This window comes from Streptomyces tagetis, from assembly GCF_018069565.1.
Classification (GTDB): domain Bacteria; phylum Actinomycetota; class Actinomycetes; order Streptomycetales; family Streptomycetaceae; genus Streptomyces; species Streptomyces tagetis.
In genome coordinates this window covers 44,078-56,874 of sequence record NZ_JAGPNL010000005.1, presented here as the reverse complement: position 1 = coordinate 56,874, position 12,797 = coordinate 44,078, and the positions used below count along the sequence as shown (strand labels likewise).

Genomic DNA, 12,797 nt, shown 5'->3' with positions numbered 1-12,797 from the left:
CGCGGCGTCCCTACCGTGCGGCCATGTTCTTCACGTACCTGAGGCGCGAGTTGCGCCGCCGCCGGAAGGCGGCCCTCGTCGTCGCCTCCGGCCTCGCGCTGGGCATCGCGCTCGTCATCATCGTCGACTCCGTCTCCGCGGGCATGGGCAAGGCCCAGGACCGGGTCCTCCAGTCGCTCTACGGGCTCGGCACCGACATGACGGTCACCAAGGCCGCGTCCGCGCCCACCTCTTCCGACCGGCCACGGTTCCGCTTCGACGCGCAGGAGGACGGCGACGACGCCGAACAGAGCACCGACCACGTCATGGTCCAGGGCTTCCAGACGCTCGCCGCCACCACCGTCGACAAGGTCGCCGCACAGAGCGGCGTCGCCGACGCGGTGGGCGGGCTGAGCCTGCAAGTCGTCAAGGTGAGCGGCGAGTTCACCCGAGGCCGGTTCCAGCAGGGCGGCTCCGGCGGGACGGAACAGGGCGGCCCCGGCGCCCAGCCGGGAGGGCCCGGGATGCGCGTCGAGGGCGGCGGCGCCGACTTCGACGTCGACAGCCACACCGTCTACGGCACCGACGTCACCCGCCCCGAACTGGGCCCGCTCACCTCCTCCGCCCTCACCGACGGCCGCACCTTCAAGGCGTCGGAGACCGATGCCGCGGTCGCCGTGGCCGACGCGGCGTACGCGCAGAAGAAGGAGCTGAAGACCGGCGACAAGATCACCGTCAAGGGCACCGAGTTCACCCTCGTCGGCATCGCCACCGCCGACAGCGGCGACGCGGCGGCCGACCTCTACATCCCGCTGAGCCGGGCGCAGACCCTCGCCGACGCCAAGGACAAGATCACCACGATCTACGTCAAGGCCACCGACTCCCAGCGCATCGACAGCGTCAAGACCGCCATCCAGAAGAACGTCCCCGACACCACCGTCACCACCTCCGCCGACCTCGCCGAGACCGTCTCCGGCTCCCTGTCCACCGCGTCCTCGCTCGCCGAGGGCGTCGGCCGGTGGCTGTCCGGCCTGGTCCTCGCCACCGCCTTCCTCGTCGCCGGCCTGCTCACCTCCTCGGCCGTCTCGCGCCGGGTGCGCGAGTTCGGCACGCTCAAGGCGCTCGGCTGGCGCTCGCGCCGGGTCACCGGCCAGGTGGTCGGCGAGGCCGTCGTGAGCGGACTGATCGGTGGTGCCCTCGGCATCGCGCTCGGCCTGGCGGGCGCCTACGCCGTCACCGCCGTCAGCCCCACCCTCCAGGCACAGCTCGGCGGCGGCTCGGGCGGCGGCCAGGGCGGGCCCGCTTCCCTCGGAGGCGGCGGTGGTGGTGGCGGCTTCGCCGGGCCCGGCCGGCAGGCCGCCGCCAGGACCCTGGACGTCGCGCTCACCGCTCCCGTCAGCGTGACCACCATCGCCCTCGCGGTCGGCCTCGCGGTGGCCGGCGGGCTCGTCGCGGGCGCCTTCGGCGGCTGGCGGGCCTCCCGGCTGCGCCCCGCGGACGCCCTGCGGCGCGTCGAGTAGCCGCCCCGGCGGGTCCGGCGCCGCCCGTACGGCCGCACCCGCGCCGGCCGGACCCACGCGCGCCGGCCCGCACCACCCTCACGTCTCCCAGGAGTTGCACCATGTACGAACTCACCGGCGTCTCCAAGCACTACACCCGCGGCAAGGACACCGTGCGCGCCCTCGACGACGTCGACCTGACCATCGCCGACGGCGACCGGCTCGTCATCCAGGGCCCCACCGGCGGCGGCAAGTCCACCCTGCTCCAGATGCTGGGCGCCCTCGACCGGCCCACCTCCGGGCGGATCGTCCTCGACGGCACCGACCTGGCCGCGCTGCCCGAGGCCCGGCTCACCCGGGTGCGCAGCGAGAACATCGGCTTCGTCTTCCAGTCCTTCAACCTCATCCCCACCCTCACCGCGCAGGAGAACGTCGAGACCGCCCTCGTCCCGCTCGGCGTGAAGGCCAAGCAGCGCCGCGAACGCGCCGCCGAGGCACTCGCCTCCGTCGGCCTCGCCGAACGGCTCGCGCACCTGCCCGCCGAGATGTCCGGCGGCCAGCAGCAGCGGGTCGCCATCGCCCGCGCCCTGGTCAAGCGCCCCAAGGTGCTGCTCGCCGACGAACCCACCGGGAACCTCGACGAGTCCACCCGCGACGAGATCATGGACGTACTCGACCGGCTGTGGAAGGAACTGGGGCTGACCTTCGTGATGGTCACCCACGACTCCGCCCTCGCCCGGCAGGCCCCCCGCCTGGCGACCCTCCGCAAGGGCCGGATCACCGTGCGGGAGAACGCGGCCACCTGACGGCCACCCGCCCGCGCCCCCGACACTGCCCGGACAGGCCGAACAGGACGGACAGGCCGAACAGCCGGACAAGGCCGTACGGGGGCGCGCGGCGCACCGCGCGCCGGGGCTCAGCCCGCCAGGGTCGCCGGGCTGCCGCCGTTCGCCTCGTACCCCGCCACGGCCAGGGCGCGGTGCAGCGCGAACTCCGACGCCGGGTCCGGCGACAGGGTCCACGGCAGGGCGCCGACATGGCCGTCGACGGCGACTATCTGGTGCATGGCCTCGGCCCACCGCTCGGCGCGCACCAGGAAGAAGATCAGCAGATGGCGCACGTGCGCCTGCATCGGATCGTCCGGCCGCGCCGAGTGCACGGCGTGCAGCGCGCCGTGCATCGCCCGGGAGACGACCTCGCTCTGGTAGAACCCCCGGACCAGGGTGAGGTCCGGCAGGTGCTCGAAGACCGCGAAGAGCGGCAGCGCCGCCAGCAGCGAACCCCGAGGCGCCCGCGCCGCCGCGGCCTCCGCGAACGAGTACGCCAGCTCGCGCGAGCCGTGCCACTTCTCGCACCAGTAGTGCAGGGCCGCCAGGTGCGCGCCCATGTGCTCCGGGGCGCGGTCCAGGATCTTCAGCCAGAGCTGCTCGAACTCCGCCCGCGGATACCCGAGCCCCCGGGCCACCGACAGCTCCACGATGTACGGGATCGGGTCGCCCGGCGCCAGCAGCGCGGCCGTCCCACAGGCGGACCTGGCTTCCTCCATGATGATCCGGAACTCGTCCGTGCCCGGCGTCGACGTCCGCCACGCCTGCTGCACCAGGAACTCGGCGTGCACCGCCGCGCCGCCCGCGTCCTTCGGCTGCTCGGCCCGCCACACCCGCAGCCACTGCCCGCCCGGCGTCTCGCCTGCTCCGCCCGGCCGCTGCCGCAGCTCCAGCGAGGCCGCCCCCGCGAACGCCTGGACCCGCTGCCAGCGCCGCTCGCCCTCTCGCTCCGTGCCCGCGAGGAGCTGCTGCGCCGCCCGGTGGTCCTGGGTGCGCTGCACCAGGTCCAGCACGTCCAGCAGGTCCTGGTCCGGGCCCGGCATGCGGATGTCCAGCTCCTCCTCGCGGGCGAAGCCGTACGTCGCCGGGTCCGCGGCGTCCGGGTGGCCCGGCGCGACCAGCCCGACCGCCCCGCGCCGGCGCCGCAGGAGCGGGAGCAGCACGAAGCCGAACAGGACCGCCGCCATCAGGACCCAGAGAATCTGCATGGCACCAAGCGAACCAGACGCCGCCGGAAATTGGCCAACGGGTCCCCCGTCCTGTGGAAAACGCGGGAAGCCGCCGTCGGCACTACCCTCAGTGGTCATGAGCGACAGGCACATCAGTCAGCACTTCGAGACCCTCGCGATTCACGCGGGCAACACCCCCGACCCCCTGACCGGAGCGGTCGTCCCGCCGATCTACCAGGTGTCGACCTACAAGCAGGACGGCGTGGGCGGCCTGCGCGGCGGCTACGAGTACAGCCGCAGCGCCAACCCGACCCGTACCGCGCTGGAGGAGAACCTCGCCGCGCTGGAGGGCGGGCGACGCGGGCTCGCGTTCGCGTCCGGACTGGCGGCCGAGGACTGCCTGTTGCGCGCCCTGCTGCGCCCCGGCGACCACGTGGTCATCCCCGACGACGCCTACGGCGGCACCTTCCGGCTCTTCGCCAAGGTCGCCACCGCCTGGGGCGTGGAGTGGTCCGTGGCCGACACCTCCGACCCCGCCGCGGTGCGCGCGGCCCTGACCCCCAAGACCAAGGCCGTATGGGTGGAGACCCCCTCCAATCCGCTGCTCGGCATCACCGACATCGCCGCCATCGCCCAGGTCGCCCGGGACGGCGGCGCCCGCCTGGTGGTCGACAACACCTTCGCCACGCCGTACCTCCAGCAGCCGCTGGCGCTCGGCGCGGACGTCGTCGTGCACTCCCTGACCAAGTACATGGGCGGGCACTCGGACGTCGTCGGCGGTGCCCTGGTCGTCGAGGACCAGGAGCTGGGCGAGCAGCTCGCCTTCCACCAGAACGCCATGGGCGCGGTGGCCGGGCCGTTCGACTCCTGGCTGGTGCTGCGCGGCGCGAAGACGCTCGCCGTCCGCATGGACCGGCACAGCGAGAACGCCACCAAGGTCGCCGAGATGCTGACCCGGCACCCGCGCGTGACGAGCGTTCTGTACCCGGGGCTGCCCGACCACCCGGGGCACGAGATCGCCGCCAAGCAGATGAAGGCGTTCGGCGGCATGGTGTCGTTCCGCGTCGAGGGTGGCGAGGAGGCGGCCGTCGCGCTCTGCGACCGCACGAAGGTGTTCACGCTCGGCGAGTCCCTCGGCGGCGTCGAGTCGCTGATCGAGCACCCCGGTCGCATGACGCACGCCTCGGTGGCCGGTTCCGCCCTGGAGGTCCCCGGCGATCTGGTGCGCCTCTCCGTCGGCATCGAGAACGCCGACGACCTGCTGGAGGACCTCCAGCGGGCGCTCGGCTGACCGGCCCCGGCCTACCAGCCCGTCCAGCCCGGAACGGGTGGGGTCGTCTCCGACGGCGGCTCCACCCAGGGCCGGACGGTCAGCGCCCACACCGCCGACGCCACCACCACGGCCCACAGCAGCCCCCACGCCAGGCGGCGGGCGGCGGTCCGCCGGCGCCGCGCCCGTACGCCCCGGCGCAGCGCGTCCGCGTACAGGCCCGGTGGCACCCGCGGTGACGACGCCTCCATGATCTGCCGGGCGGCGGCCTCCCGCCGGGACCGGTTCACGGCCACCGCCTTCGGGCGTGTCCCGCGTACGGTGGCCGCCACGCCCGGCGTGCCGGGCCCGCATCGGGTACGGCGACACGCCCGCTCGGCGTGTCGCGCTCCGTACGGCGCCACCCCGGCGTGTCCGCGTCCCGGCGGGCGACACACCGTACGGGCGTGTCGCGTGCCGTACCGTGCCTGGCCCGCGTGTCGGTCACGGCGCCGCCGTCCTCGGCCCCGCCACCGGCCGGGAGCGGTCCGGGGCCGGACGCAGCAGGGTCGCCACGGCCCGGTCGCACAGCGCGCCGACGCGTTCCGTCGGCAGCCCCAGCAGTGCCGCCGTCTGCTCCTCGGCGACCCCCTCGTACAGCCGCAGCACCAGGACCAGGCGCTCCTGCGGGGAGAGCCCGCCCAGGACCCCGGCGGCCGGTCCCCGCGACCGGCGCGGGCCGCCGCCGTGGCGGTGCCACGCCTCACGCGCGAACCGGGTCGCCAGATGGGCGCGGGCCCGGACGTACGGGTCCTCGCCCCGCGCGCGGTCCCAGTACGCGTAGGTGTGGGCGAGCGCCAGCGACAGCAGGCGGCACGCGCGCGGGTTGTCGTCCGGCGGTTCGGCGGTGAGCAGCGTGGCGGTGTGCAGCAGCCGTCCCGACGCGCCCGCGACGAACGCCTCGAACTCCCGGTTCCGCAGCGCCCTGAGGGACGCCCGCCGCTCCCGCACCCGCGCCTCCCGTGCCAGGCGGGCGATACCGCGCCCGCGACCCCGGACCCGGTGGGAGCGGGCGCGCGGCACGCCGCCACCGACGGGCCCGCCGTACGCCCGCGCGCGGGGAGCCGTCCCGCGCACCGGCCGGGCCCGGTCTCACTATCGGACCCGGGGTGGCCCACCGGTCAAGACCCCGGCACGATCCGCTTCCGGCGGGCGGCGGCGGGGGGTGAGCGGTGAGCCCTCCGCTCACCGCGTGCGGCCTCCACGGGCAGGCAGCCACGGACAGGTCTCCTTGGACGGGACCCCCGGGACCCCCGGGACCCGTGGACGGGACGGGACCCCATGGGCCGGCCCTCCATGGACCGGTCTCCACGGACCGGTCTCCACGGACCGGCCCGCCGGGGCAGGGCACGCGCGGGGCAGGGCACGCCCGGGTCAGGACGCCTGGGACGACTCCTGGCCCGTGCCGGTGCCGCCGTGCGGTGCCGTACGGGCGGAGAGGGCGCCGTTGAAACGGGTGAGCAGCGTGCAGAACACCTCGCGCTCCTGCGGTGACCAGTCGTGGGTCAGCTCGGCCATGAGCCGGCGGCGGGAGGAGCGCACCTCGTCCAGCCGTGTCACGCCCCGCGGGGAGAGCTGGAGCACCACGGCCCGCCCGTCCTCGGGGTGCGAGGTCCGCTTGACGAGGCCGGTGTCGACCAGCGGCGCCACCTGCCGGGTGACCGTCGAGGAGTCGATGCCCATGCTCGCGGCGAGCGCCTTGACGCCCATCGGCCCCTCTTTGTCGAGGCGGTTGAGGAGCAGGTAGGCGGCACGGTCCATCGAGTTGCGGACCTGCCCGACCCCGCCGAGCCGGGTCTGTTCGGCACGTCGGGCGAACAGCGCCACTTCGTGCTGGAGCGAGTCGAGAAGACCGGTGTCACCGGCGGTCGTCATGTCCATCGACATTCCAGGTGTAGTGGGCATGGCCGGGGCTCACTTCGTGGAGGGCTGCTGGGTTGGGGGACAGGGTACGCGGCCGGGCGGCAAGGCGTACCGGCGCTGCGGGAAGCCGGTCTCGGAGCTTGGTCACAGCGGTCACCACGGCCCCGGGGCTGCGATGCTGGAGCCATGAGCTACAGCACGGCCGCCTCACTCCGGTCCGTCACCCTCGACGACGTGCGGGGAGCCCAGAAGATGCTCGCGGGCGTGGCACGGGTGACGGCGATGGAGGGCAGCAGGCACCTGACCCAGCTCGTCGGCGCCCCGGTGCACCTCAAATGCGAGAACCTCCAGCGGACCGGCTCCTTCAAGCTGCGCGGCGCCTACGTGCGCATCGCCGGACTCCTCCCCGAGGAACGCGCCGCCGGGGTCGTCGCGGCCAGCGCCGGCAACCACGCGCAGGGCGTGGCCCTCGCCTCCTCGCTGCTCGGCGTCGAGGCGACGGTGTTCATGCCGAAGGGCGCCCCGCTGCCCAAGGTCAGCGCGACCCGGGAGTACGGGGCGAAGGTGCGCCTGCACGGGCAGGTGGTCGACGAGACGCTGGCCGCCGCGCAGGAGTACGCGCAGCGCACCGGCGCGGTGTTCATCCACCCCTTCGACCACCCCGACGTGATCGCAGGCCAAGGCACGGTGGGCCTGGAGATCCTGGAGCAGTGCCCCGAGGTCAGGACCGTGGTGGTCGGTGTCGGCGGGGGCGGGCTCATCGCGGGGATCGCGGTCGCGGTGAAGGCGGTCCGGCCCGACGTGCGGGTCGTGGGCGTGCAGGCGGAGGGAGCGGCGGCCTATCCGCCGTCGCTGGCCGAGGGGCGCCCGCTGACCGTCGAGCACCCGGTCACGATGGCGGACGGGATCAAGGTCGGCCGGCCCGGTGAGGTGCCGTTCGAGATCGTCGCCGATCTGGTGGACGAGGTCCGCACGGTCTCCGAGGACGCGTTGTCGACCGCCCTGCTGCTCTGCCTGGAGCGGGCCAAGCTGGTCGTGGAACCGGCCGGGGCGAGCCCGGTGGCCGCGCTCCTGAGCGATCCCGGCGCCTTCGAGGGGCCGGTGGTGGCGGTGCTGTCCGGCGGCAACGTCGATCCGCTGCTGATGCAGGGCGTGCTGCGGCACGGGATGGCCGCGCAGGGCCGCTACCTGGCCGTACGCCTGCGGCTGACCGACCGTCCGGGCGCCCTCGCCACGCTGCTCGGGGTGTTGTCAGTGGTGGATGCCAATGTTCTGGATGTGAGCCACGTCCGGACCGACCCCCGGCTCGGGCTCACGGAGGCGGAGGTCGAACTGCATCTGGAGACGAAGGGCACCGAGCACTGCGCCGAGGTGGAACGGGCGCTGCGGGACGCGGGATACCCGGTCATCGGCTGAGGTCCCACCCGCCTGTACCCGCAGTAACCCAGCCGGACCGGCACGGCCCGGCTCCCGCCGCCCACGGCGACCCGCACCCGCACCCGCCGACGCCGACGCGCGTCAACCCACACCACTCGACGTCACTCGATCAGGTAAGTCCATTGTAAGACGCGATACATCGCGTTATGGTTTTTCAGTGCCGCCGCCCGGCCGGAGTCGCCCACCGCGCCGTCCGGCCGTGACAAGCGGACGAACCCGCACAAACCTAGGCTTTCCGAAGTATCCCCGACGACGTGGAGACTCATATGCCAGGCGCCATCTATGCCGAAGGGCTGGTGAAGACCTTCGGCGACGTACGGGCTCTGGACGGCGTGGACCTCGATGTGCCGGAGGGCACGGTCCTCGGCCTGCTCGGGCCGAACGGCGCGGGGAAGACGACCGCCGTCCGGTGCCTCACGACGCTGCTGCGCCCAGACAGTGGCAGAGCCGTCGTGGCCGGCCTCGACGTGGTCCGGCAGCCCAACGAGGTCCGGCGCTCCATCGGCCTGTCCGGCCAGTTCGCCGCGGTCGACGAATACCTCACCGGCCGGGAGAACCTGCACATGGTCGGCCGCCTCTACCAGATGAGGGGCAAGGCGGCGAAGGCCCGCGCGGCGGAGCTGCTCGACCAGTTCCACCTCACGGACGCCGCCGACCGCCCCACCAAGACCTACTCCGGGGGCATGCGCCGCCGGCTCGACCTGGCGGCGGCCCTCGTGGTCCATCCGCCGGTCATGTTCATGGACGAGCCGACCACCGGCCTCGACCCGCGCAACCGGCAGCAGTTGTGGGAGGTCATCAAGGACCTCGTCTCCGGCGGCACCACCCTCCTGCTCACGACGCAGTACCTGGAGGAGGCCGACCACCTCGCCCACGACATCGCGGTCGTCGACCGCGGCCAGGTCATCGCCCGCGGCACCTCCGACCAGCTCAAGGCCCGTACCGGCGGCGAGCGGGTCGAGGTCGTGGTGCACGACCGGGAGCGCATGGCGACGGCCGCGGAGGTGCTCGCCGGTTTCGGCAAGGGCACGACCACCGTCCAGGAGCACACCCGCAGGCTCACCATCCCCGTCACCGGCGGCGCCAAGCTGCTCGCCGAGGTCATCCGGGAACTGGACGCCCGCGGCATCGAGATCGACGACATCGGACTGCGCCGCCCCACCCTCGACGACGTCTTCCTCTCCCTCACCGGCCACCGGGCCGAAGCCGAGGAGAACGGGAACGGGAACGGGAACGGAGACGAAAACAGGGGCAGGAGCGGGGACGGCGGTGGCGACCAGAGCCCGGAGGCCGGCGCCGGCCGCGGGCGCGCGAAGGAGGTATCCGAGTGAGTGCCGTCACCGACACCGCGCCGGCCGCGACACCCGCCGCCCGCTTCGGCCAGTCCGTCCGGGACTCCCTGGTGGTGGCCCAGCGGAATTTGATCCGCATGACCAGGATTCCCGAGATGGTCATCTTCGGGCTCATCCAGCCGATCATGTTCGTGGTGCTGTTCAGCTATGTCTTCGGCGGTTCCCTCCAGGTCGGCGGCACCACCGACCCGTCCGTCTACCGTGAGTTCCTGATGGCCGGCATCTTCGCCCAGACCGTCACCTTCGCCACCGCGGGGGCCGGGGCGGGCATCGCCGACGACATGCACAAGGGGCTGATCGACCGCTTCCGCTCCCTGCCCATGGCCCGCGGCGCGGTCCTCACCGGCCGCACCCTGGCCGACCTGGTGCAGACGGCGCTCACCCTGTTCGTGCTGGCGATGGTCGCCCTGCTGGTCGGCTGGCGCACCCACACCAGCATCGGGGAGGTCCTCGGCGCCTTCGGCCTGCTGCTGCTCTTCGGGTACGCCTTCACCTGGGTCGGCGCGCTCATCGGCCTCTCGGTGCGGACGCCCGAGGCGGCCACCTCCGGCGGGCTGATCTGGCTCTTCCCGGTGACCTTCGTCTCCACGGCGTTCGTGGACTCCGGGAAGATGACGCCCTGGCTGGGACACGTCGCCGACTGGAACCCGTTCAGCGCCACCGTCCAGGCGTGCCGCCGGCTCTTCGGCAACCCGGGCGGCTCGCCCTCCGACGCCTGGCCCATGCAGCACCCGGTGTGGGCCTCGCTGATCTACTCCGTCGTCATCATCCTCATCTTCCGGACGCTGGCCGTGCGCAAGTACCGCTCGGCCGCCGCATGACGAGGCCCCCGGCGTCGGTGTGACGCCGGGGGCTCGGCAACATCAGGGGCCGGACGCGCGTCCGGCCGGGTCAGCCGTCGTAAGGCACGGCCTTGAGAATCCGTACGGAGGCCATCTTGCCGTTGGGAAGCTCGTACTCGACGTCCTCGCCCACCTTGTGGCCGATGACGCCCGAGCCCAACGGGGACTGGGGCGAGTAGGTCTCGATGTCCGCGCTCGCGTACTCGCGGGAGGCGAGCAGGAACGACAGGGTGTCGTCCTCGTCGCCGTCGAACGCGATGGTCACGACCATGCCGGGGGACACCGTCCCGTCGTCGGCCGGAGGTGCACCCACCTTGGCGGTCTCGAGCAACTGGGTCAGCTGGCGCACACGGAGCTCCTGCTTGCCCTGCTCCTCCTTCGCCGCGTGGTACCCGCCGTTCTCGCGCAGGTCCCCCTCCTCACGCGCCGCGGCGATCTTGGCAGAGATCTCGGTGCGCGCAGGACCAGTAAGGTAGGCAAGCTCCTCCTTGAGCTTGTTGTACGCCTCCTGGGTCAGCCAGGTGGCGTTCTCGCTGGTCTGGGTCACAGGTGCTCCTCGTCGGTGCTGGGATATAAATCAACGCCCTACCCAGGAGGATGTTCCTCCATGGAAGGGCGAAACCACGAGCCTAACAATTCAGCGGCGAAAGGGGGAGGACATACGCTGTCGGATTCGCGTTTCCCCAGGTCAGGCCCGTCAGGATGGGGCGCAGATCACTCCGCGTGGCAGCCGAGCAGCTCGGCGGAGGTGCCCCGCGACTTGGTGCGGAGCGTGACGATCTCGTCGATGCGGGTCGCGTCCCCGCCGAAGCGGAAGTCGGCCCGGCCGACCTCCTCGCCGTCCCGCGCCTGGGAACGCAGCGTGCAGTACCCGGTGACCCCGGCGTCCTTGCGGACCTCCAGGTGCACCTTGGCGGCGTCGTCGGTCAGCTCGAACCGGATCACCTCGGCGCTGATCTCGTTCTGGCCGACGTAGTGGTAGCCGAACCAGCCGATCACCGCCAGCAGGACGGCTCCCAGGACGGCGCCGACGATCTTGAGCGTGCGGTCGGCCCGTTCGTCCGAGGAACGGCCGTAGCGGCCCTCGGGCGGGCGCGTGCTCGCCATGCTCATGATCGTCCTCCCGGCAGGAACGGAACGGATGTCCCGAAAGGGGCCCCGGAGCGGGACTCCGGAATTATTCGCCCCCCGATTCGGTCACTATAGGAGTCTCCACCCGTCACCCGACCGCCGCCCCTGACGACGCCCGCCGGGCGGCACCCATTGGATCGCGCCGACGCATACAGGGCGCCGACTGACCGAGGAATGAGTCTTGACTGACCAGTTGCGACTGATGGCCGTGCACGCCCACCCCGACGACGAGTCGAGCAAGGGCGCGGCCACCATGGCGAAGTACGTGTCCGAAGGGGTGGACGTGCTGGTGGTGACCTGCACGGGCGGTGAGCGCGGCTCCATCCTCAACCCCAAGCTGCAAGGCGACCCGTACATCGAGGAGCACATCCACGAGGTTCGCAAGAAGGAGATGGACGAGGCCCGGGAGATCCTGGGCGTCCGGCAGGAGTGGCTCGGCTTCGTCGACTCGGGCCTGCCCGAGGGCGACCCGCTGCCGCCGCTGCCGGAGGGCTGCTTCGCGCTGGAGGACGTCGACAAGGCGGCCGGCGAACTGGTGCGCAAGATCCGTTCCTTCCGTCCCCAGGTGATCACCACCTATGACGAGAACGGCGGGTACCCGCACCCCGACCACATCATGACGCACAAGATCACGATGGTGGCCTTCGAGGGCGCGGCCGACACCGAGAAGTACCCGGAGGCGGAGTACGGCCCGGCGTACCAGCCGCTGAAGGTGTACTACAACCAGGGCTTCAACCGGCAGCGCACCGAGGCGCTGCACGAGGCGATGCTCGCCCGCGGCCTGGACTCGCCGTACGGCGACTGGCTCAAGCGGTGGGCGGAGTTCGAGCGCAAGGAGCGCACGCTCACCACGCACGTGCCGTGCGCCGACTTCTTCGAGATCCGGGACAAGGCGCTGATCGCGCACGCCACCCAGATCGACCCGGACGGGGGCTGGTTCCGGGTGCCGATGGACCTCCAGCGGGAGGTCTGGCCGACCGAGGAGTACGAACTGGCGAAGTCCCTCGTGGACACATCCCTCCCCGAGGACGACCTCTTCGCGGGCATCCGCGACAATGCCTGATATGAGCGCAAGCCTGGCAACGTCGCATCTCGTCACCCTCGCGGAACTCGACGAGAACAAGGTCACCCCCGGTGTCCTCGGCTTCATCGTCTTCGCCGTCATGGCGCTGGCCGTGTGGGGCCTGATGAAGTCGATGAACCGGCACATGAACCGGGTCGACTTCAAGGAGGCCCCGGAGCCCTCCGCCACCGGCTCCGACAAGGCGTCCGGCGAGACCGAACCCCGGAACTGACCCGGCCGGCGTCGTTCCGTCCCCCTGGTCAACCGTCCTCGGGCGCGGGAAACCGGGCCCTCCGGGCGCGCGGGTCGGACGACGCCGGTACGCC

General features: G+C 72.5%; 14 protein-coding genes. 8 read left to right on the top strand and 6 right to left on the bottom strand.

Annotation, left to right across the window (positions count from 1 at the left end):
• Positions 1–23 precede the first annotated feature (23 nt).
• Together J5Y05_RS18565 and J5Y05_RS18560 are read left to right on the top strand one after the other, a co-directional pair.
• Positions 24–1,499, top strand: coding sequence for an ABC transporter permease (locus J5Y05_RS18565; RefSeq protein WP_210873933.1), 1,476 nt, complete (start codon positions 24–26; stop codon positions 1,497–1,499).
• Between the two features lie 101 nt (positions 1,500–1,600).
• Positions 1,601–2,284, top strand: coding sequence for an ABC transporter ATP-binding protein (locus J5Y05_RS18560; RefSeq protein WP_210873931.1), 684 nt, complete (start codon positions 1,601–1,603; stop codon positions 2,282–2,284).
• 110 nt (positions 2,285–2,394) lie between these two features.
• Here J5Y05_RS18560 and J5Y05_RS18555 read toward each other — a convergent pair whose 3' ends face one another.
• Positions 2,395–3,513 carry a hypothetical protein gene (locus J5Y05_RS18555; protein WP_210873929.1) on the bottom strand — a complete coding sequence of 373 codons (1,119 nt, stop codon included), beginning with the start codon at positions 3,511–3,513 and terminating at the stop codon, positions 2,395–2,397.
• Between the two features lie 97 nt (positions 3,514–3,610).
• On the opposite strand from J5Y05_RS18555, the gene J5Y05_RS18550 reads away from it, so the two are divergent.
• Positions 3,611–4,765 carry a cystathionine gamma-synthase gene (locus J5Y05_RS18550; RefSeq protein ID WP_210873927.1) on the top strand — a complete coding sequence of 385 codons (1,155 nt, stop codon included), beginning with the start codon at positions 3,611–3,613 and terminating at the stop codon, positions 4,763–4,765.
• Positions 4,766–4,776: 11 nt separating this feature from the next.
• Here the strand turns inward: J5Y05_RS18550 and J5Y05_RS18545 are convergent, their stop codons facing one another.
• The 3 genes from J5Y05_RS18545 to J5Y05_RS18535 all read right to left on the bottom strand — a co-directional run bounded on the left by J5Y05_RS18545 (position 4,777) and on the right by J5Y05_RS18535 (position 6,670).
• Entirely contained in the window at positions 4,777–5,034 is a 258-nt protein-coding gene (locus tag J5Y05_RS18545) for a hypothetical protein (protein ID WP_210873925.1), read from the bottom strand.
• A 193-nt stretch (positions 5,035–5,227) separates the two neighbouring features.
• A complete protein-coding gene (locus tag J5Y05_RS18540; RefSeq protein ID WP_210873923.1) occupies positions 5,228–5,734 on the bottom strand; it encodes a sigma factor-like helix-turn-helix DNA-binding protein in 507 nt (168 codons plus the stop codon).
• A gap of 423 nt (positions 5,735–6,157) precedes the next feature.
• A complete protein-coding gene (locus J5Y05_RS18535) occupies positions 6,158–6,670 on the bottom strand; it encodes a MarR family winged helix-turn-helix transcriptional regulator (RefSeq protein WP_210874541.1) in 513 nt (170 codons plus the stop codon).
• 162 nt (positions 6,671–6,832) lie between these two features.
• Here J5Y05_RS18535 and ilvA point away from each other — a divergent pair, with 162 nt between their 5' ends.
• The 3 genes from ilvA (at position 6,833) to J5Y05_RS18520 (ending at position 10,256) form a co-directional block, all read left to right on the top strand.
• Positions 6,833–8,062, top strand: a complete 1,230-nt coding sequence (gene ilvA, locus J5Y05_RS18530; protein WP_210873921.1) for a threonine ammonia-lyase — start codon at positions 6,833–6,835, stop codon at positions 8,060–8,062.
• Positions 8,063–8,349: 287 nt separating this feature from the next.
• Entirely contained in the window at positions 8,350–9,414 is a 1,065-nt protein-coding gene (locus J5Y05_RS18525; RefSeq protein WP_210873919.1) for an ATP-binding cassette domain-containing protein, read from the top strand.
• On the top strand, positions 9,411–10,256 hold the full coding sequence (locus tag J5Y05_RS18520; RefSeq protein ID WP_210873917.1) for an ABC transporter permease: 846 nt from the start codon (positions 9,411–9,413) through the stop codon (positions 10,254–10,256). Before J5Y05_RS18525 ends, J5Y05_RS18520 begins: the two co-directional genes overlap by 4 nt.
• A gap of 70 nt (positions 10,257–10,326) precedes the next feature.
• Here J5Y05_RS18520 and greA read toward each other — a convergent pair whose 3' ends face one another.
• Complete coding sequence (gene greA, locus J5Y05_RS18515; protein WP_210873915.1) at positions 10,327–10,824, bottom strand: transcription elongation factor GreA; 498 nt, start codon at positions 10,822–10,824, stop codon at positions 10,327–10,329.
• 167 nt (positions 10,825–10,991) lie between these two features.
• Positions 10,992–11,390, bottom strand: a complete 399-nt coding sequence (locus J5Y05_RS18510) for a DUF4307 domain-containing protein (protein WP_210873913.1) — start codon at positions 11,388–11,390, stop codon at positions 10,992–10,994.
• Positions 11,391–11,589: 199 nt separating this feature from the next.
• Between J5Y05_RS18510 and mca the strand changes: the two genes are divergently transcribed.
• Positions 11,590–12,471 (top strand): mycothiol conjugate amidase Mca, encoded by an 882-nt coding sequence (gene mca / locus J5Y05_RS18505; protein ID WP_210873912.1) that lies wholly within the window; start codon positions 11,590–11,592, stop codon positions 12,469–12,471.
• Entirely contained in the window at positions 12,464–12,703 is a 240-nt protein-coding gene (locus J5Y05_RS18500) for a hypothetical protein (RefSeq protein WP_210873910.1), read from the top strand. The genes mca and J5Y05_RS18500 overlap by 8 nt, the downstream gene beginning before the upstream one ends.
• The last annotated feature ends 94 nt before the right edge of the window (positions 12,704–12,797 follow it).